The 19,383-nt window shown below is 72.5% G+C and carries 14 protein-coding genes and 1 pseudogene; 14 read left to right on the top strand and 1 reads right to left on the bottom strand.

Annotated elements, in window-relative coordinates; all coding sequences use genetic code 11:
• Positions 1 to 2: 2 nt before the first annotated feature.
• From ACW9TB_RS38690 to ACW9TB_RS38630, 13 genes and pseudogenes are all read left to right on the top strand, one after another.
• Positions 3 to 1,013: an ABC transporter permease gene (locus ACW9TB_RS38690; RefSeq protein WP_472753092.1), complete on the top strand. Its 1,011-nt coding sequence runs from the start codon at positions 3 to 5 to the stop codon at positions 1,011 to 1,013.
• A complete protein-coding gene (locus ACW9TB_RS38685) occupies positions 1,013 to 1,936 on the top strand; it encodes an ABC transporter permease (protein WP_472753091.1) in 924 nt (307 codons plus the stop codon). Before ACW9TB_RS38690 ends, ACW9TB_RS38685 begins: the two co-directional genes overlap by 1 nt.
• 6 nt (positions 1,937 to 1,942) lie before the next feature.
• A complete protein-coding gene (locus ACW9TB_RS38680; RefSeq protein WP_472753090.1) occupies positions 1,943 to 3,910 on the top strand; it encodes a dipeptide ABC transporter ATP-binding protein in 1,968 nt (655 codons plus the stop codon).
• A gap of 8 nt (positions 3,911 to 3,918) precedes the next feature.
• A complete protein-coding gene (locus ACW9TB_RS38675) occupies positions 3,919 to 5,976 on the top strand; it encodes a hydantoinase/oxoprolinase family protein (protein ID WP_472753089.1) in 2,058 nt (685 codons plus the stop codon).
• A gap of 158 nt (positions 5,977 to 6,134) precedes the next feature.
• A complete protein-coding gene (locus ACW9TB_RS38670) occupies positions 6,135 to 7,787 on the top strand; it encodes a hydantoinase B/oxoprolinase family protein (protein WP_472753088.1) in 1,653 nt (550 codons plus the stop codon).
• Complete coding sequence (locus ACW9TB_RS38665) at positions 7,780 to 9,519, top strand: hydantoinase B/oxoprolinase family protein (RefSeq protein WP_472753087.1); 1,740 nt, start codon at positions 7,780 to 7,782, stop codon at positions 9,517 to 9,519. The genes ACW9TB_RS38670 and ACW9TB_RS38665 overlap by 8 nt, the downstream gene beginning before the upstream one ends.
• The gene (locus ACW9TB_RS38660) at positions 9,516 to 10,793 is read left to right on the top strand and encodes an amidohydrolase family protein (RefSeq protein ID WP_472753086.1); all 1,278 of its coding nucleotides are present in this window, start codon (positions 9,516 to 9,518) and stop codon (positions 10,791 to 10,793) included. Before ACW9TB_RS38665 ends, ACW9TB_RS38660 begins: the two co-directional genes overlap by 4 nt.
• A gap of 182 nt (positions 10,794 to 10,975) precedes the next feature.
• Positions 10,976 to 11,485, top strand: a complete 510-nt coding sequence (locus tag ACW9TB_RS38655; RefSeq protein ID WP_472753085.1) for a DUF4440 domain-containing protein — start codon at positions 10,976 to 10,978, stop codon at positions 11,483 to 11,485.
• The gene (locus ACW9TB_RS38650) at positions 11,482 to 12,471 is read left to right on the top strand and encodes a zinc-binding dehydrogenase (RefSeq protein WP_472753084.1); all 990 of its coding nucleotides are present in this window, start codon (positions 11,482 to 11,484) and stop codon (positions 12,469 to 12,471) included. The genes ACW9TB_RS38655 and ACW9TB_RS38650 overlap by 4 nt, the downstream gene beginning before the upstream one ends.
• Before the next feature lie 60 nt (positions 12,472 to 12,531).
• Positions 12,532 to 12,879, top strand: coding sequence for a TIGR04076 family protein (locus tag ACW9TB_RS38645; RefSeq protein WP_472753083.1), 348 nt, complete (start codon positions 12,532 to 12,534; stop codon positions 12,877 to 12,879).
• Positions 12,880 to 12,919: 40 nt separating this feature from the next.
• Positions 12,920 to 14,020, top strand: a complete 1,101-nt coding sequence (locus ACW9TB_RS38640; protein WP_472753082.1) for an LLM class flavin-dependent oxidoreductase — start codon at positions 12,920 to 12,922, stop codon at positions 14,018 to 14,020.
• A gap of 204 nt (positions 14,021 to 14,224) precedes the next feature.
• Positions 14,225 to 15,856, top strand: coding sequence for a kynureninase (kynU, locus tag ACW9TB_RS38635; RefSeq protein ID WP_472753081.1), 1,632 nt, complete (start codon positions 14,225 to 14,227; stop codon positions 15,854 to 15,856).
• Positions 15,799 to 17,187, top strand: a pseudogene (locus ACW9TB_RS38630) (FAD-dependent oxidoreductase); the annotation flags it as partial. The gene kynU and the pseudogene ACW9TB_RS38630, both read left to right, overlap by 58 nt.
• A 28-nt stretch (positions 17,188 to 17,215) precedes the next feature.
• On the opposite strand, the gene ACW9TB_RS38625 reads toward ACW9TB_RS38630, so the two are convergent.
• Positions 17,216 to 17,845, bottom strand: a complete 630-nt coding sequence (locus ACW9TB_RS38625) for a helix-turn-helix domain-containing protein (RefSeq protein WP_472753080.1) — start codon at positions 17,843 to 17,845, stop codon at positions 17,216 to 17,218.
• Between the two features lie 95 nt (positions 17,846 to 17,940).
• Between ACW9TB_RS38625 and ACW9TB_RS38620 the strand changes: the two genes are divergently transcribed.
• Entirely contained in the window at positions 17,941 to 19,221 is a 1,281-nt protein-coding gene (locus ACW9TB_RS38620; RefSeq protein ID WP_472753079.1) for a damage-control phosphatase ARMT1 family protein, read from the top strand.
• Positions 19,222 to 19,383: the final 162 nt, after the last annotated feature.

Here is a 19,383-nt window from a genome sequence, read left to right as displayed (position 1 = left end):
CCATGCGCATCCTCCGGTTCCTCCTCAGACGGCTGCTCCAGCTCGTCCCGGTGCTCCTCGGGGTGGTCGTCCTGACCTTCCTCCTCGTCAGGGTCCTGCCGGGCGACCCGATCCGTACGATCCTCGGCCCCAACGCCACGGAGGCCGACGCCGCCGCCGCGCGGGCCAGGTTCGGGCTGGACCAGCCCCTGTGGCGGCAGTTCCTCGACTACGTCGGGGGGTTGTTCACCGGTGACTTCGGCACCTCCATCCAGAGTGGTGCCTCCGTGGGCTCGGAGATGGCCGTGCGCGTCGGGCCGACCATGGAACTCGTGGTGATCGCGCTGGCCGTGGCGCTGGTGCTGGCCACGGTGCTCGGCATCTGGTCGGCGCGGAACGCGGGCAGGTTCGGCGACCACACCGTCCGCGTCGCGGCGCTCGTCGGCAACTCGGTGCCGGAGTTCTGGCTCGGCCTGGTGCTGGTCCTCGTCGGCTACAGCGTCCTGGGCTGGTTCCCGGCGCCCAGCGGCCGGGTGGACCCCGACACCGACCTCAGCCTGATCACCGGCGCCGACCTGCTCGACGCGGCGCTGACGGCCAACGGCCCCGCGTTCGTCTCCGCGCTGGAGCACCTCGTGCTGCCGGTGGCCACGCTCGTCATCGTCATCGTCGCGCCGCTGCTGCGCAGCGTCCGGGCCTCCGCGCTGGAGGTACTGGCCTCCGAGGCGTACGAGGCCGCCGCCGCGCACGGGCTCGGGAACCGGCTGCTGCTCCACGGCTACCTGGTACGGGCCGCGCTGGTGCGGCTCCCCGCGCTGGCGGCCCTGGTGTTCGGCTTCTCCATCGGCTCGACCGTCCTCGTGGAGTACGTCTTCTCCTGGCAGGGCTTCGGGCAGTGGGCGCTGCGCGGCCTGCTCTACCGGGACTACCCGGTGGTGCAGGCGTCGGTGCTCGTGATCGCGCTGTTCTACGTGGTGGTGTTCCTCATCGCCGACGTCGTGCACGCGGTCCTCGACCCGAGAGTGAGGATCTGATGCCCGACGCCGAACACGCCCCCGAACGCGCCCCCACGCCCGGCTCCGGGCGTGCCCCGAAGCCCGCGCGTGCCCGGAAGGCGGCGCGCGTACGGGAGCCCGGTGGGGACCGCCGGTTCGCGTCGTCACTGATCACGGCGGGTTCCGTCGTCCTGGCACTGGTCGCCGTGGCGGTCGTGTTCGCGCCGCTGCTGAGCGCGTGGGGCCCCGAGGAGATCGACCCCCTCGCCTCCCTCGCCCCGCCGGGCGGCGCCCACCCGCTCGGCACCGACCTCAACGGCATGGACGTGTGGAGCAGGGTCCTGCACGCCGCCAGGCTCGACGTCGGCATCGCGGTCGTCGCGGTCGCCCTGGCCGTGGTCGCGGGCAGCCTCGTCGGCCTGGTCGCCGGATACCGGGGCGGCTGGCCGGACGACGTGCTGATGCGGGTGCTCGACGTATTCCAGGCGTTCCCCACCTTCATCCTGGCCCTCGCGGTGGCCGCGCTGCTCGGCGGCGGGACCGCGAACCTGGTCGCGGTGATCGCGCTGGTGAACGCGCCCGCGTACGCCCGGCTGGTGCGGGCCGAGGTGCGTTCCATCAGGGACCTGCCCTTCGTGGAGGCGTCCCGCACCTCCGGCTCCTCCTTCTGGGGGGTGCTCTGGCGGCACGTCCTGCCCAACAGCCTGACGCCGGTGCGCGTCATCGCCCCGCTGAACTGCGGCTGGGCGATGCTCACGCTGGCCGGGCTGTCCTTCCTCGGGCTCGGCGTGCCGGTGCCCACCGCCGAGTGGGGAGCCATGATCAGCCTCGGCACCGGTGACGTCGTCGCCGGACGGTGGTGGACCTCGGTACCCCCCGGACTCTTCCTTCTGATCTGCGTCCTGGGCTTCAGCCTCCTCGGTGAGGGCCTGCAGGAACGCGCCGACTCCACGAGGAGGTGACGGACGATGACCCTCCTGTCGATCGAGGACCTCTCCGTGGTGATCCACCGCCCCGGGCGCCGGGTCGCCGCGCTGAGCGGGGTGAACCTGAGCGTCGAGCCCGGCGAGGTGGTCGGCCTGGTCGGTGAGAGCGGCGGCGGCAAGAGCATGGTGGCCCGCTCGATCGTGGGCCTGCTGCCCGGCGGCTCCCGTACGACCGGGCGGGTCCTGTTCGAGGGCGCCGACGTGCTGACGATGGGGGCCGCCGAGCTGGAGTCCTTCCGGGGGCACGGCGCCGCGATCTGCTTCCAGAACCCGCGCGGCGCGCTCAGCCCCACCAGGACCGTCGGCCGCCAGCTCGTCGACCGGCTCGTCACCCACCGGGACCTGGCCCCCGCCCCCGCCAGGGAGGTCGCCGCCGAGCTGTTCGAGTCGGTCGGCATCCGCAGCCCGAGGCGCCGCCTGGACGCCTACCCGCACGAGCTCTCCGGCGGCATGGCGCAGCGCGTCATGATCTCGCTGGCCACCGGGTGCGCCCCCGGCCTGCTGATCGCCGACGAGCCCACCACCGGGCTGGACGTGACCCTCACCCGGGAGATTCTCAACCGCTTCCGGCTCGCCGCGAACGCCGAGCGGCGCGGCGTCCTGCTGATCTCCCACGACCTCGCCTCCATCGCGGAGATCTGCGACCGCGTCGTGGTGCTCTACGCCGGGACGGTGGTGGAGAGCGGTCCCGGGCCTCAGGTGCTCGACGAGCCCGCCCACCCGTACACGCGGGCGCTGCTGCGCTCGGTGCCCGACATCGACGGGCGCCCGGTGACCGCCACCCCCGGCGCGATGCCGCTGCTCGCGGAGGCGCCGTCCTCCTGCCCGTTCGCGCCGCGCTGCGCGCACGCGACGGAGCTGTGTACGACGGAGCTCCCGCGCGCCGGGGACCTGGCCTCCGACTGGAGCGCCGCCTGCTTCCACCCCCGCTCCGGGCCCCTCACCGGTGTCCCCGACCTCGCGGAGCCGTCTGCTCGTACGACGGGCGAGGAGGTGTTGCGCGTCGAGGACGCGCACGTCGTCTACCGGGCACGCTTCGGCGGCGGGGGCCACCACGCCCTGCGCGGGGTCAGCCTCAGCGTCGCCGCGGGCGAGACCCTCGGCGTCGTCGGGGAGAGCGGCTGCGGCAAGAGCACGCTGGCCAGGCTGATACTCGGGCTGGTGGCGCCCTCCCGGGGAAGGGTCGAGGTGGCCGGGCGGGTGCTGGCCGGGCCGCGCGGCCGGGAGTCGCGCCGCCTGCGTACCCGGGCCCAGCTCGTCTTCCAGGACCCCGTCGGGTCGCTCAGCCCCCGGCGGACCGTGGCGGACGCGATCGGCGAGCCGCTGCGCGCCGCCGGGGTGCCCGCCGCCGAGCGCGCGTCGCGCGTCGCCCGGGTTCTGGAACGCATGGAGCTGGACCCGTCGATCCTCGGGCGGCGCCCGCACGAGCTGTCCGGCGGCCAGGCGCAGCGCGTCGGCATCGCCCGCGCGCTCGTCGGCGACCCCGACCTGATCGTCTTCGACGAGCCGACCTCGGCGCTCGACGTCACCGTACAGGCGCAGATCCTGAAGGTGATCGCCGAGGTGAGCGGCGACCGCTCGCGCGGCACGGTCTTCATCTCCCACGACCTGGCCACCGTCCGGGGGTTCTGCGACCGCGTCGTCGTCCTCTACCTGGGACGGATCGTCGAGGAGGGGCCGGTGGAGGAGGTCTTCGGCAACCCCCTGCACCCCTACACCCGGGCGCTGCTGTCCAGCGCGCCCAGTCTCGGCACCGGATACCGCGGCCCCCGGGTCGAGCTGACCAGGGACCTCGAGGAGGCGGACGCCGCCGCGGGCTGCGCCCTCGCGCCGCGCTGTCCCTTCGCGACCGTCGAGTGCGGGGAACGGGAGCAGGAACTCCGCCCGTACGACGCGAGCCTGGTCGCCTGCCGCCGCGCCGCCGAGATCCCCGCGCTGATCGAAAGGTGACATCCGCAATGCCCGACCCCAAGCACCTCCGGCTGGCCGTCGACATCGGCGGCACCTTCGTCGACGCGATGGAGCTGGACACACGCACCCACGAGGTGCGCTTCAGGAAGGCCTCGACCACCCCGGCCCGCCCCTGGGAGGGCGTGCTCGACGCGGTCACCGCGCTCGGCACCGACCTGTCGCGGGTGGAGCTGTTCATCCACGGCACCACCCTCGGCCTCAACGCCGTCCTGGAGCGGCGCGGCGAGCCCACCGGGATCGTCACCAACGACGGCTTCCGCGACATCTTCCTGATCGGCAGGGGCAACGTGCCCGCCGACCACATGTACGACTTCCAGTACGAGCGGCCGGAGAGCCTCGTGCTGCGACGCCACACCGCCGGGGTGCGGGGGCGGCTCGACCACCGGGGCCGGGTGGTCGAGGAGCTCGACGCCGCCGGGGTCAGGGAGGCCGCCCGCGTCCTGGTCGAGGAGCGGGGCGTGGTGTCGATCGCCGTCTGCTTCCTGCACTCCTTCCTCGACCCCTCCCACGAACGCGAGGCCGCCCGGATCATCCGCGCGGCGTACCCGGAGGTGACGGTCTCGATCTCCACCGACATCGTCAGGGAGTACCGCGAGTACGAGCGGACCAGCACGACCGTCCTCGACGCCTACATCCGGCCGATCTTCGAGAGGTACGTGGACCGGCTGGAGCGCGGGCTGGCCGAACGCGGGTTCGGCGGGCGATTCCTGATCATGCGGTCCGGCGGCGGTTCCATGACGTCGGCCGTGGCCAAGACCTCCCCGACGCACACCGTGCTGTCGGGCCCGGCGGGCGGCATCGTGGGCGCGGCGCACATCGCCGCCGCCCTCGGTCGCCGGGACCTTCTGACCTTCGACATCGGCGGTACCTCGCTGGACGCGTGCGTGATCGAGCACGGGTCCCCGGTGGCCGCCTACGAGGCGCAGCTGGAGCACTTCCCGCTGCTGATCCCCACCTACGACATCCGCACGATCGGCGCCGGAGGGGGCTCGATCGCGTGGCTGGAGCGGGGATTGCTGAAGGTGGGGCCGCAGAGTGCGGGTGCCGACCCCGGCCCGGTGTGTTACGGCCGGGGCGGCACCCGCCCCACCGTCACGGACGCGGCGGTCGTCCTCGGCTACGTGGACCCGGACCGTTTCCTGTCCGGGACCATGGAGCTGCGGGCCGACGCCGCCCGCGCGGCGCTCGACGAGCAGGTGGCCGGTCCCCTCGGGCTCAGCCCGGAGGCCGCGGCGGCGGGCGTCTTCGACGTGCTGCTGGCCAGGACCGTCGGCGCGGTCCGGCAGATCACGGTCGAACGGGGGCACGACCCCCGCGGGTTCTCGCTGCTCGCGTTCGGCGGGGCCGGGCCGCTGCTCGCCCCGCTGCTCGCGGCGGAGATGGGCATCGGCGAGGTCATCGTGCCGTTCGCGCCGTCGGGCTTCTCCGCCTGGGGCATGCTCAGCGCCGACATCGTCGACGACTTCTCCCGTACGGTGATGGCCACCCTGGACGACGCCGACCTCGACGCGCTGGAGACGGTGTTCAAGGGCGTCGAGGCCGAGGCGGTCGCCTCCCTGGAGGCGCAGCGGGTCCCGGCGGAACGCATGGTCCTTGAGCGCCAGTTCGAGCTGCGCTACCTGGGCCAGGAGCACTCGCTCATCGTCACCGCGGGCCGCGACCTCGACCGCGACGCGATCAGGCGGGCGTTCGAGGAGACCCACGCGGCGCGGTACGGGCACGCCATGGACAACCGGGTGCAGATCCTCAACCTGCGGGTGCGCGGCGTCGGCCGCACCGACCGGCCCGAGCTGGTGGTACGCCCGCCGGGCGACGGCGACCCGAGCCGGGCGCTGCTCGCCCGCAGGGACGCCTACGACTTCGGCACCCGCGCCACGGCGTCGTTCGCCGTCTACGACCGCGCGCTGCTGGAGCCCGGCGACACGTTCGACGGACCCGCCCTGGTCGACGAGGGCACCTCGACCACCGTGGTCCCCTCTGGCCGTCGCGTCGAGGTCGAGGAGCACGGCTACCTGCTGGTACGGCTTGTGGAGGCGGCGTCATGACGGAGCGGCGGGACGATGCCCGGCCGGACGGGGCTTCGGATGGGACACGGGCGGACGGCGCTCGGCCGGACGGGACGCGGGCTGGTGGCGCCCGGCCGGATGGGACGCGGGCCGATGGCGCCCGGCCGGACGGGGCGCGGCCGGACGGTGGCGCCCGGTTGGACGGCGCGACCGCCGAGGTGGTGCGCAGCTACCTGCTCGCGGCGGCGGAGGAGATGCGGGCCACGCTGATCCGTACCTCCTTCAACCCGGTCATCTACGAGGTCCACGACTTCGGCATGTCGATGTACGACGCGGACCTGCGGCTCATCGCCGAGGCGACCGGGCTCACCTTCTTCCTCGGCGCCAACGACTTCTCACTGCGCAAGGGTGTGGAGTATGTGGGGCGGGAGAATCTGCGTCCGGGTGATGTGGTGTTGTTGAACTATCCGTATTGGAACGCGGCGCATTCTTATGATGCGACGTTGTTCTGTCCGGTGTTCGTGGGTGTGGAGTTGGTGGGTTTCTTGTGTGTGCGGGCTCATTGGATGGATCTTGGGGCGAAGGATCCGGGGTATGTGCTGGATTCTACGGATATGCATCAGGAGGGGATTATCTTTCCGGGGACGAAGGTGTTCTCGGAGGGGGTGGCGAATCGGGAGATCATTGAGTTGATCCGGTTCAATTCGCGGATGCCGGATCTGGTGATCGGTGATCTGAACGCGCAGGTCGCCGCGCTGCGTACCGGTGAGCGCCGGTTCCTGGAGATCCTGGAGAAGTTCGGCCGCCCGACCGTGGAGGCCGCGGTCCAGCGGATGGTCGAGGACGGGGAGGCGCGCACCCGGGGCGCCCTCGCCGAGCTGCCGCAGGGCTCGTGGACGGCGGTCGACTGGCTGGACGACGACGGGATCACCGAGGACCCGGTCCGCATGCAGGTCACGGTGACCATCGCCGACGGCACCTTCACCGTCGACTTCGCGGGTTCCTCGCCCGCCACGCCCGGTCCCATCAACATGCCGTTCGGCGCGACCATCGCGATCTGCAAGGTCGTCCTCAAGGCGCTCACCTCGCCCGACGAGCCGTCCAACTTCGGCACGACCGTTCCCCTGGAGGTGCGGGCCGAGCCGGGCACGCTCTTCCACGCCGTCTACCCGCAGCCGACGTTCACCCTCTGGACCGGCATCGTCGCGGTCGAGCTCATCCTGAAGGCGCTGGCGCAGGGCATGCCGGACCGGCTTCCCGCCTCCTCGGGGGGTGACGTGCCGGGGTTCATGATGGTGGGGATCCATCCGGAGACCGGGCAGATGTTCGCGGTCAGCAACAACGACCCGGTCGGCTGGGGCGCGACACCCTCCCACGACGGCATGAACGCCGCCACCCACGTCTCGGGCAGTACGGGACGCATCACCCCGATCGAGGTCCTGGAGGCCAAAACGGGGATGTTCTTCGAGCGGATGGAGATGCGTACGGACTCCGGAGGTGCGGGCCGGTTCCGGGGTGGGGTGGGGTTGCGGCGGGATATCCGGTTCGTGGTGCCGGGGGAGTTCCTGTCGGTGATCAAGAAGACGCGGTCGCGGCCGTGGGCGCTGGAGGGCGGGGAGGAGCCGGAGCCGAACCAGGTGGTGGTCTTCCCCGACACCGAGCGCGAGCACCGGGTGAGCACGAAGCGCACCCGGGTGGAGGTCGGGGATCGGGTCACGTTGCTGACGGCCGGGGGCGGCGGGCACGGCGATCCGCGCGAGCGCGATCCGGAGCTGGTCCGCCACGACGTCGCCGAGGGCTACGTCTCCCCGGACGCCGCCCGCGACACCTACGGGATCGACGATGTCTGAGCCCGCCGTCCCCGGGGTCGCCGCCACGGAGACCGCCGCGCCGCTCTTTCCCGAAAGGGGCGGGGACCGCGTCCCGGTGGACGGCGCGACGGTCGAGGTGGTGCGCAGCTATCTCACCTCGGCCGCCGAGGAGATGCGGGCCACGCTCGTCCGTACCGCATTCAACCCGGTCATCTACGAGGTCTTCGACTTCGGCATCTCCGTCTACGACGCGGACCTGCGCCTGGTCGCCGAGTCGACCGGGCTGAGCCGTTTCCTCGGCGCCAACGACTATTCCATCCGCAAGGGTGTGGAGTATGTGGGGCGGGAGAATCTGCGTCCGGGTGATGTGGTGTTGTTGAACTATCCGTATTGGAACGCGGCGCATTCTTATGACGCGACGTTGTTCTGTCCGGTGTTCGTGGGTGTGGAGCTGGTGGGTTTCTTGTGTGTGCGGGCTCATTGGATGGATCTGGGGGCGAAGGATCCGGGGTATGTGCTGGATTCTACGGATATGCATCAGGAGGGGATTATCTTTCCGGGGACGAAGGTGTTCTCGGAGGGGGTGGCGAATCGGGAGATCATTGAGTTGATCCGGTTCAATTCGCGGATGCCGGATCTGGTGATCGGTGATCTGAACGCGCAGGTCGCCGCGCTGCGCACCGGTGAGCGCCGCGTCCGCGAGCTCTACACCCGCTACGGCGGGGACGTCGTCGGCTCCGTCGTCGAGACCGTGGTCGCCGCCGCGGCCGAGTCCGCCGCCGAGGCCGTCGCCCGCCTCCCGCAGGGCTCGTGGACGGCGGTCGACTGGCTGGACGACGACGGGATCACCGAGGACCCGGTCCGCATGCAGGTCACCGTGACTATCGCCGACGGCACCTTCACCGTCGACTTCGCCGGGTCGTCCGGCGCGACCGCGGGGCCGGTCAACCTCCCGTTCGGCGCGACCATCGCGACCTGCCGGGTCGCCTTCAAGGCGATCACCACGCCGGGGGAGCAGACCAACGCCGGGCACTTCGCCCCGCTGGAGGTGCGGGCCGAGCCGGGAACGCTCTTCCACGCCGCCTACCCGGCGGCGACCTTCACCCAGTGGACGGGGACGGTCGCCCTGGAGCTGATCTACAAGGCGCTGGCGCAGGGCATGCCCGACCGGCTGCCCGCCTCCTCGGGGGGCGACGTGCCGGGGTTCATGATGGTCGGGATCCACCCGGAGACCGGGCAGATGTTCGCGGTCAGCAACAACGACCCGGTCGGCTGGGGAGCCACACCCGCCCACGACGGCATGAACGCCGCCAACCACCTGTGCCAGACCCAGGCCCGCAACACCCCCGTCGAGGTCCTGGAGGCCAAGACCGGGATGTTCTTCGAGCGGATGGAGATGCGTACGGACTCCGGGGGTGCGGGCCGGTTCCGGGGCGGGGTGGGTCTGCGGCGTGACATCCGGTTCGTGGTGCCGGGGGAGTTCCTGTCGGTGATCAAGAAGACGCGGTCGCGGCCATGGGCGCTGGAAGGCGGGGAGGAGCCCGACCCCAACCAGGTGGTGGTCTTCCCCGGCACCGAGCGCGAGCACCGGGTCAGTACGAAGCGCACCCGGGTGGAGGTCGGCGACCGGGTCACGTTGCTGACGGCCGGGGGCGGCGGGCACGGCGATCCGCGCGAGCGCGATCCGGAGCTGGTCCGCCACGACGTCGCCGAGGGCTACGTCTCCCCGGACGCCGCCCGCGAGACCTACGGAGCCGAGGTCGCCCGATGAACGACGTGGTCCTCGTCAACTGCACCGTCACCGACGCCCGCGCCACCGGTACGAGCCCGGGAGGCCGTACGACGCGAGCCTGGGCGGTGGGCGGCGAGGGAAGGATCGCCGACGCGGCGGTGTGGATCCGGGACGACCGGATCGCGGCCGTGGGCCCCCGAGAGCGGATCCTGGAACGGACGGGCGACGCCCACCCGCTCGACCTCGACGGCGCGTACGTCACCCCCGGTCTGGTCAACATGCACACCCACCTGTCCCTGTCGCTCCCGGGTGAGGGCGGCGACAGCGTCAAGAACATGACGGCGCACGAGCTCGCCCTCTACATGGCCGACGGCGCCCGGCGCACCCTGCACTGCGGGGTGACCACGGTGCGGTGCGTGGCCGAGAAGGACCACGCCGACTTCGCGCTGCGCCGGGCGATCGAGTCGGGCCGGGCGGTTGGCCCGCGCATCTTCACCGCCGGTCGCGCCCTGGTCTGCACCGGCGGCCACGGGCACGAGGGGAGCGACACCCTGGAGTGCGACGGCGCCGACGGGTTCCGGCGCGGGGTGCGCAGCCAGGTCAAGGCGGGCGCCGACCTCATCAAGATCATGATCTCGGGCGGGATCGCCGGGGAGCACGAGAAGATCGACACCCCGCAGCTGTTCTCCGACGAGATGGCCGCGGCGCTGCAGACCGCGCACGCCTGGGGCCGCAAGGTCACCGCGCACGCGGGCCCGGCGGCGGTGATCGCCGAGGCCGTCGAGCTGGGCCTCGACTGCGTGGAGCACGGCTACCAGCTCACTCCCGAGGTCGCGAAGAGGATGGCCGAACGCGGCACGTCCCTGGTCCCGACGCTGCTCGTCACCCGCTGCAAGGAGTTCTTCGACGAGCTCGGGGTGCCGGAGTGGATGCAGTGCCGCTCGCTCGGCGCCGGGCCCCGGCACCTGGAGAGCTACGCCATGGCCCTCGACGCGGGGGTGGACGTCCTGATGGGCAGCGACATGCCGCCGTTCTGGGACTTCGAGGGGACCAACGCCTCGGTACGCGAGCTGGAGTGCATGTCCGAGGGCGGCCTCGGCCCGGCGGGAGCGCTGTACGCGGGCACGCTCGGCCCGGCGCGCTGGCTCGGCGCCGACGCCGACCTCGGCACCGTCGAGGTCGGCAAGTACGCGGACCTCATCGCGATGGACGCGGACCCGCTCGCGGGCACCTCGGCCTTCCGGGGGGTCCGCTGGGTGATGAAGGGCGGCCGGGTCGTCCGCGACGACCGGTCGGGATGGGAGAAATCGTGAACACCGTTTTCCCGGGATCCGGAGACCGGGGACACCCCGGCGGGCCTCCGGCGACCGACGGCCCGGACGAGGCGCCGGGTGCCGTGTCGAGTGGTGTGCCGGATGACGCGATGGGCGCTGCGTTGAGCGGCGTACCGGGTGAGGTGATGGACGCTGTGTTGAGTGATGCGCCGGGTGGGGTGATGAGCCCTGTGCTGAGTGGCATGCCGGGTGACGCGGTGGGCGCTGTGTCGAGTGGTGTGCCGGGCGAGGTGTCGAGTGGTGTGCCGGGTGGTGTGGTGGGCCGCGCTTCGGGGGCTCCCGCCTCCGGCGTGGACGCCGACCTGATCTCGGCGGGCATCGACGACATGTACGACGCGTTCCTCGCGGCGGACCGCCGACGCTTCGACGGGCACCTGCACGACGAGGTGACCACCTGGGAGACGCACCTGCCGGGACCGCTGCGAACCCGGTCGGAACTCGACGCCTACCGCGACGAAAGGGACGGCTCGGGTGCCCGTCCCCACCTCGACAGGCTGGCGGCCGAGGACAAGCGGATCGACGTGTGGGACGACACCGGCGTCGCCCGCTACGTGCTGGTCGCCGAACCGCCCGGCGGGCCCGCGCGGCGCAGCCGGGTGACCGACGTGCTGCGCCGCGTCGGCGGCGACTGGCTCATCGTGCACCACCACTCCGAACTGCTCGCGCCGTGAACCGGCGGCTGGTCGCCTACGCGCACGGCGAGCCGGAGGAGGTCCTCTCGCTGGCGGAGGTGCCCGAGGACCGCGCCCCCGGCGAAGGGGAGGTCAGGATCGCGGTGCGGGCCGTCGGGCTCAACTACCTCGACGTCATGCTGTGCAGGGGCACCTACCCCGTACGCCCCGACCCGCCGATGACGCCGGGCGTCGAGGCCGCGGGGACGGTGGTCGCCACCGGGGCGGGTGCCGGACACCTGGAGGGCAGGGCGGTCCTCGCCTGTCCCACCCTGCCGCGCGGCGCCCTCGGCGACGTCGTCACCGTCGACGCCGCCCTCGTCGTGCCGTACCCGGCCGGGCTCGATCCCGTCACGGTCGCGGCCCTGCCCGTCACGTACCAGACCGCGTGGTTCGCGCTGCGCCGGGCCGGGCTGGTGGCGGGGGAGACGGTGCTCGTGCACGCGGGCGCGGGAGGTGTCGGCATCGCCGCCACCCAGCTCGCGCTGGCCTTCGGGGCGCGCGTGATCTGTACGGCGGGCGGCCCGGCCAAGACCGCGCTGTGCCGGGAGAACGGGGCGGGCGAGGCGATCGACTACCTGGACGCCGACTTCGCCGCCTCGGTCATGGACCTGACGGACGGCCGGGGCGCCGACGTCGTCGTCGATCCCGTCGGCGGCGACGTCCTCGCGCGCTCGCTGGACTGCCTGGCCTTCGAGGGGCGCCTGGTGGCCGTCGGCGCGGCCGGAGGATCCCCGCCGCCGGTCGACCCGATGGCGCTCGTCGCCGCCAACGCCTCCCTGGTCGGGGTGTCGTGGGGGTCGGCGTACCCGTGGCGGAGGCCCGGCGCGGTGCGGGACGCCTACGAGGAGCTGTTCGCCCTGCTCGCCTCGGGCGCCGTCCGGCCGCTCGTGTCGCGCGTGGTGGACCTGGCGGGCACCCCCGCCGCCCTCGCCGACCTGGCCGCACGCCGTACGACAGGAAAGATCATGGTCCGCACGGGCTGAGTTCGCACGGGTTGAGTCTGGACGGGCTGGGTTCGTACGGGCTGAGGGAGAGGAAGCGGGATGGACGACATAAGCGACATAAGCGGGAACGACGACGGAGACATGGAGCTGTACGACCTGCGGGTGGTGGTCGACCGCATCGAGGGCAGATCCGTCTGCGGGATGGAGGTGGGCGACTGCTTCACGCTGGAGAACAGCGCCCACCTGCGGCTCCCCGACGGCGAGCACTTCTGCGTCTACGCGCTCGCCTCGGTCCTGCCGTTCCTCGCCGCCAAGCAGCGTGACCTCGCCGAGGGCGACTGGCTGGCGCGGGACACCCTGTTCTCCTGCCCCGACCCGGAGGAGCGGCTGGTGATGCGGGTCGAGCGGACCCACCGCCGCCGGATGAACTCCGCCGACCTGACCTGAGGGGACCCGCGATGACCGCCGTTGACACGAGGAGCCCGCGATGACCGCCGACCCGGGAGTACCCGGCTCCCAGGGGATTCGCGACGACGGCCGTCGAGCCGGGGAGTCCGCGATGACCGGTGCCGAGATCGGTCTTGGCCTGCAGAGCGACAAGCGGGCCGGTGACTACGCGCGGCTCGCGCGCCGCGCGGAGGAGCACGGCTTCGACGTGCTGAGCGTGTTCGGCGACCTGATGTACCAGCCGCCGATCTTCCCCCTGCTGGAGATGGCCGCCGCCACCGAGCGGGTACGGCTCGGCGCGGCCTGTCTCAATCCGTACTCGACGGCGCCGTACGAGATCGCCGGGCAGCTCGCCGCCCTCGACCTGGCCTCGCACGGCCGCGCCTACCTCGGCCTGGCGCGCGGCACCTGGCTCGGCGCGGTGGGCATCGCCCAGCCCAGGCCGCTGACCGCGCTGGCGGAGGCCGCCGAGGTGGTCTACCGTCTGCTGGCCGGTGACGCCGGAGGGTACGAGGGGGAGATGTTCCGCCTCGCGCCCGGCACCCGGCTGCGCTACCCCGTACACCGGCCCCGGCCGCCGTTGCTGCTCGGCGCGTGGGGTCCGCGGGGTGCGGCGCTGGCCGGGCGGGTCGCCGACGAGATCAAGGTGGGCGGCAGCGCGAACCCGGCGATGGTCGGGGTGATCCGCGAACGGGTCGCGGCCGGGGCGGTGGCGGCCGGGCGCGACCCCCGCGAGATCGGCGTCGTGCTGGGCGCGGTGACCGTCGTGGACGCCGACGGCGCCGCGGCCCGCGCCAGGGCGCGCGGCGAGGTCGCGATGTACCTCGCGGTGGTCGCCGACCTCGACCCGACCGTGGAGGTCCCCGCCGACCTGCTCGGCAGGGTCAAGGAGCTGGTCGGCGAGGGAAGGGACGAGGACGCCGGGCGGCTGATCCCCGACAACCTGCTCGACCTGTTCGCCTTCTCCGGCACCCCCGAACAGGTCGCCGCGCAGGCCCAGGCACTCATCGACGCGGGCGCGCACCGGGTGGAGTTCGGTACGCCGCACGGTCTCACCGACGACGGCGGCGTGGAACTGCTGGGCACCCAGGTACTGCCGCTGCTGGACCGCTCCCCGGGAGGGGTGGTGACCGTACGGTAACCCGGTGTGAGTCGCGACACTCCCGGGTGACGCTCCGTCATCTCGAAACCGGATGCCCTGAGAACCTTCCGTCCGGAAAGCGCGTGGCCCGAATCGTCTCGCGCTCCTAATTTCACCTGAGTTCGGTATGGGTGAACATAAGGAGGGAGGAGGAGATGACGTGACGAGTGAGCGCGCCGGGGGCCCGGCAACGAAGGTGACGGCGTGACGGCCAGGAGAGCCGAAGGTCTCGGCGACCTCCGTGACCTGGGCGGTGAGCTGGGCCGCGACATGAGCCGTGACCTGGGGCGTGGTCCGGAGCGTGATACGGGCCGTGGCCTGGGCCATGACGCGAGTCGTGCTCCGGGCGGTGACGCGGGCCGTGACCTGGGCCGCGATACGGACGGTGCCCCCGGCCGTGGCGCGGGTGGACATGACGGCTTCGGCAGTTCCAACGGCTCCAAAGGTTCCGGCGGTTCTGACGGCTCCAACAGCTTCGGTGGCTCCGGTGGCCTCGACGGCTCCGGTGGTTCCGGGAGCCACGGCACGCCCGGTGAGCGGGAGGCGCTGGCCGCCGACGCCGAGTGTGCCGGGCGGGCCGGGGACGCCGGGAGGCCGGTGTGCCGCCGCGCGGAGTTCCTCGTCCCGCCCGCCCCCGCCACCTCCCGCTACCCCGAGGTCGCCTACTTCGCCGGAAACTCGCTCGGCCTCCAGCCCCGCGCCGCCCGCGCCGCGATCTCCGCCGAGCTGGACGACTGGGCCCTGCACGCGGTCGAGGGACACCACCGGGCGGCACACCCCTGGCTGCCCTACCACGCCGAGCTGCGCGAGGACGCCGCCGCCCTCGTGGGCGCGTACCCCGACGAGACCGTGGTGATGAACTCCCTCACGGTCAACCTGCACCTGATGATGGCGACCTTCTACCGCCCGGCGGGTGAGCGCACCCGCGTCGTCATCGAGGACCACGCATTCTCCTCCGACAGCTACGCGGTGCGCAGCCAGGCCGTACACCACGGCCTCGACCCCGACGAGACGGTGGTCCGCCTGCGCCCCCGCGAGGGCGAGGACTGCCTGCGCACCGAGGACATCGTGGACTACCTGTCCCGCGAGGGGCACCGGGTGGCGCTCGTGCTCCTCGGCGGGGTCAACTACCTGACCGGCGAGTTCCTCGACATCCCCGCCGTCACCGCCGCCGGGCACGCGGCCGGGTGCCTCGTCGGCTGGGACCTCGCGCACGCCGCCGGGAACGTGCCGCTCGCGCTGCACGACTGGGACGTGGACTTCGCGGCCTGGTGCTCGTACAAGTATCTCAACGCGGGGCCCGGCGCCGTCGCCGGGTGCTTCGTGCACCGGCGCCATGTGACCGACCCGGAGCTGCCCAGGCTCGCCGGGTGGTGGAGCACCGAGCAGGCGACCCGCTTCGAGATGCGGCCCGAACTCGTCCCCGTCCCCACCGCCGACGCCTGGCAGATCTCCAACCCGCCGATCCTCGCGATGGCCCCGGTCCGGGTCTCGCTGCGGATGTTCGCCGAGACCGGGATGGCGGCGCTGCGGGAGCGGAGCCTGGCGCTCACCGGCTACCTGGAACGGCTGCTCACCGAGGTGGCCCGCGACCGCCCGCTGGAGATCGTCACGCCCGCCGACCCGGCCAGGCGCGGGGCCCAGCTCTCCCTGAGGGTGACCGGGGGCGGCGTCGACGCCGCCGACCTGGCCGCCCGGCTGCACGAGGTCCACGGCGTCCTCGCCGACGTACGGCGCCCGGACGTCATCCGGTTCGCCCCCGTGCCCATGTACTCCACGTTCCACGACTGCTGGCGGGCGGCCGACGCGCTCGCCGGGGAGGTGAGCCCGGCATGAGGTCCCGTGGAGAGGTCGCCGTGGTCGGCGCCGGGCTGGTCGGCTGCCTGACGGCCTGCTACCTGGCCCGCCGGGGCTACCGGGTCACCCTGTACGAGCGCAGGCCCGACCCGCGCGGGGCCGCCCCCGAGCGCGGGCGCTCGATCAACCTGGCGATCTCCGAGCGGGGGATCGCCGCGCTGCGCGGGATCGGGCTGGACGAGACCGTGCTGAAGGCCGCGCTGCCGATGCCCGGCCGGATGATGCACGCCCCTGACGGCACGCTCAGCTTCCAGCCGTACAGCGCCGGAGGGCAGCGGGCGATCAACTCCATCAGCCGCTCCGAGCTCAACCGCACCCTGCTGGACGCGGCCCTCGGCATGCCCGGGGTCCGCGCGCTCTTCGAGCACCGGCTGACCGGTCTCGACGTCGACTCCGGCCGGATGGACTTCGACACGCCCGGCGGTCCCGTCACCCTCGCCGCCCCGGTCGTGCTCGCCGCCGACGGCGCCTACAGCGCGGTACGGGGACGGCTGCAGTTCCTGCCCGGCTTCGACTTCAGCCAGGAGTATCTCGACTACGGCTACAAGGAGCTGACGATCCCGGCGCGCGACGGCGGGTTCGCCCTCGACCCTGGCGCGCTGCACATCTGGCCGCGCGGCAAGGCCATGATGATCGCCCTGCCCAACCCGGACCGGTCCTTCACGTGCACGCTGTTCTGGCCCAAGTCGGGGCCGGGCAGCTTCGCGGAGCTGGACACCGAGGAGCGGTTCGAGGAGTTCTTCGCCGCCAACTACGCCGACGCCCGCGCCCTCATGCCCGACCTCGCCGGGGACTACGCCCACAACCCGATCGGGCACCTGGTCACCATGCGGGCCCGCCCCTGGCACGTACGCGGCACCGCCGGAGCGGTGGTCGGCCTGCTCGGCGACGCGGCCCACGCCATCGTCCCCTTCTACGGCCAGGGCGCCAACTGCGGCTTCGAGGACTGCGTGGAGCTCGACCGCTGCCTGGAGGAGACCGGCGACGACTTCCCCCGGGCCCTCGCCCTGTACGGGTCCCGCCGCAAGGAGCACGCCGACACCATCGCCGAACTCGCGCTGGAGAACTTCGTCGAGATGCGCGACAAGGTCGCCTCCCCGGCGTTCCTGCTGCGCAAGCGCGTCGAGCACGGCCTGGAACGGCTGCTGCCCGGCGTCTACGCCTCCCGCTACGAGCTCGTGTCGTTCAGCACGGTGCCGTACGCGGAGATCCAGCGGCGCATCTCCCGCCAGCACGGGGCGGTCGCCGCCGGGGCGCTCGGCGCGCTGGCCGCGGTCGCGCTGACCGCCCGCGCCCTGCGCCGCCGCTGACCGTCCTCTCCACCGGGGAGCGCAGGGGTCAGAACAGCCGGGGGGTCACCACGGACACGACCGTGGTGACCCGGTCGGTGTCGTTGAACATGCTGTGCGGGACGGTCGACCTCAGGTGGACGCTGTCGCCCGGGTGCAACCGGTGCTCGACGCCGTCGACCTCGTACAGGAGCTCGCCCTCCAGCACGAACGCGAACTCCTCCCCGGCGTGACCGTAGGAGTTCTCGCGCTTGCCGCCGGGCGCGATGTGCACCAGCAGCGGTTCGAGCACCAGGTTGGGGCCCCTGGCCGAGAGCATGCGGTAGGTCTGCTGGCCCGAGATGTACTCGGTGGCGGCCGTCGCCGAGCGGGTGAGCGTGAAGTGGCTCGGCAGGTGGGAGACCGGGGCGTGCTCCTCCTCCATCTCCTCCTCGGGCGGCACGTCGTTGAAGAACTCCGCCACGCTGCGGTCGAGGGCGGTGGCCACGCTGTTGAGCGCGGTCAGGCCGATGGAGGAGATCCCCCTCTCGACCTGCGAGAGAAACCCGATCGAGAGCCCGGAGTGAGTGGCGAGACCGCGTAGTGTCAGACCGCGCTCCTTGCGGAACTGCCGCATCCGGGCTCCGACGGCGTCGTGGCGGTCCAGCTCCTCACCGCTGCGACGCTCCGATGTGCCCACCTACGGCTCCCTCCGTCAAGCGGCCCGGCCGCCTGTTCGCTCTAGCTAAACATATTTCATAACAAGAGTCGCCTTGCGTCAAAAAGGAGTCGGAAATGGCAGACGGTGATGCTCGGCAGCGGCCCGGAGGGCCCTCGGCGCCGTACGATCCGCCGGAGTTCCTGAGCGACGTCCCCGGTTCCTATCCGTGGCGGGTCCTCCACGAGCGGCACCCCGCCCTGATCGAGAGGGTCCGTGCCGCCACGCCGTACGACGTCCGGGTGAACCGGGCACTTGACCTGCTGCTCGAGGAGATCGAGGGGGTCATCGAGCCGCTCGGGGACTCCGCGCACGACCGTGACCTGTGGGAGAGCTGGGACCGGGGCCACATCGGGCGGCGGTGGGACGACGCGCCGTTCCTGTGGGCGGAGAGTTACTTCTACCGCAGGCTCCTGTCCGCGGTCGGCTACTTCGGGCCCGGCCCGTGGCGCGGCGTCGACCCGTTCGAACCCTTCAAGCAGGCCGAGCTGTTCGGCGAGGCCATCGGCGAGGAGCTTCGCGAACTCGACGCGCTCGCCGCCCTGCCCTCCGCCGAACGGGCCCAGGCGCTGACCCTGAGGGCGCTGTGGGGGAACCGGGCCGACCTCGTGTTCCGGGTCGCGGCCGGTCCCGAGCTGGCCGGGCGGGAGTCCGGGCTGGTCGCCGACGACAGCGCGCTCCTGTGGTCACTCATCGGCGGCGAGGAGGCTGGCGTCCCGGGTGTTTTCGAGGGCGGGTCCGGTCGTGCGGGGGCGGGCTCTTTTGGGGACGCCGGTCGCGGGGGTGCCGCGCGGATCTGTCTCGTCGCGGACAACGCCGGGAGCGAGCTGCTGCCCGACCTCGTCCTGATCGACCACCTGCTGCACGCCCGGGGAACGGGCGAGGTCGTGCTGCACGTGAAGCCCCTGCCGTACTACGTGTCCGACGCCACCCCGGCCGACGTCCTGGCCTGCCTGCGGCGGATGGCGGCCGAGGGAGGGGAGGCGGGGGAGGTCGCGGGGCGGCTGCGGGCGGCGCTCGGGTCGGGGCGGCTGCTCGTACGGGCGCACGCCTTCTCCTGCGCGCCCCTGCCCTACCGCGAGATGCCGTTCGGCATGCGGGAGGACTTCGCGTCCGCGTCACTGACGATCATGAAGGGGGACTTGAACTACCGTCGTCTCGTCGGTGACAGGGCCTGGGCGCACACCACCCCGTTCGCCGAGGCCACCGCGTACTTCCCCGGCCCGGTCGCGGCGCTGCGCACCCTGAAGTCCGAGGTCGCGGTCGGCCTGGACGGCCACGTGGTCAAGGCCCTGGAGGCCACCGGCCGCCCCTGGCTGACCACCGGCGCCCACGGCCTCATCCAGGCCAGGCCGTGAACGAACCGGCCGGGGCGTGAGCGATCGGGGCCGGAACGATCGGACCGGGGCGTGAGTGGCTCGGACCGGGGCGTACAAAGTTCTGTTACCGCGCCCCCGGGGCGTGGCTTCGGGCATACCGCACGGTACGCTCCGCTGGAGGAGCAGACACGAACCCAGGAG

Source organism: Streptosporangium sp. H13245, from assembly GCF_055690525.1.
This window is presented reverse-complemented; position numbering and strand designations above follow the sequence as displayed.

Excerpts from the sequence above, each read along its gene's own strand:
- ACW9TB_RS38620 (WP_472753079.1), top strand. The coding sequence starts at position 17,941 with ATGGCAGACGGTGATGCTCGGCAGCGGCCCGGAGGGCCCTCGGCGCCG.
- ACW9TB_RS38655 (WP_472753085.1), top strand. The coding sequence starts at position 10,976 with ATGAGCCCTGTGCTGAGTGGCATGCCGGGTGACGCGGTGGGCGCTGTG.
- ACW9TB_RS38680 (WP_472753090.1), top strand. The coding sequence starts at position 1,943 with ATGACCCTCCTGTCGATCGAGGACCTCTCCGTGGTGATCCACCGCCCC.
- ACW9TB_RS38640 (WP_472753082.1), top strand. The coding sequence starts at position 12,920 with ATGACCGCCGACCCGGGAGTACCCGGCTCCCAGGGGATTCGCGACGAC.
- ACW9TB_RS38645 (WP_472753083.1), top strand. The coding sequence starts at position 12,532 with ATGGACGACATAAGCGACATAAGCGGGAACGACGACGGAGACATGGAG.
- ACW9TB_RS38665 (WP_472753087.1), top strand. The coding sequence starts at position 7,780 with ATGTCTGAGCCCGCCGTCCCCGGGGTCGCCGCCACGGAGACCGCCGCG.
- ACW9TB_RS38685 (WP_472753091.1), top strand. The coding sequence starts at position 1,013 with ATGCCCGACGCCGAACACGCCCCCGAACGCGCCCCCACGCCCGGCTCC.
- ACW9TB_RS38690 (WP_472753092.1), top strand. The coding sequence starts at position 3 with ATGCGCATCCTCCGGTTCCTCCTCAGACGGCTGCTCCAGCTCGTCCCG.
- ACW9TB_RS38660 (WP_472753086.1), top strand. The coding sequence starts at position 9,516 with ATGAACGACGTGGTCCTCGTCAACTGCACCGTCACCGACGCCCGCGCC.
- ACW9TB_RS38675 (WP_472753089.1), top strand. The coding sequence starts at position 3,919 with ATGCCCGACCCCAAGCACCTCCGGCTGGCCGTCGACATCGGCGGCACC.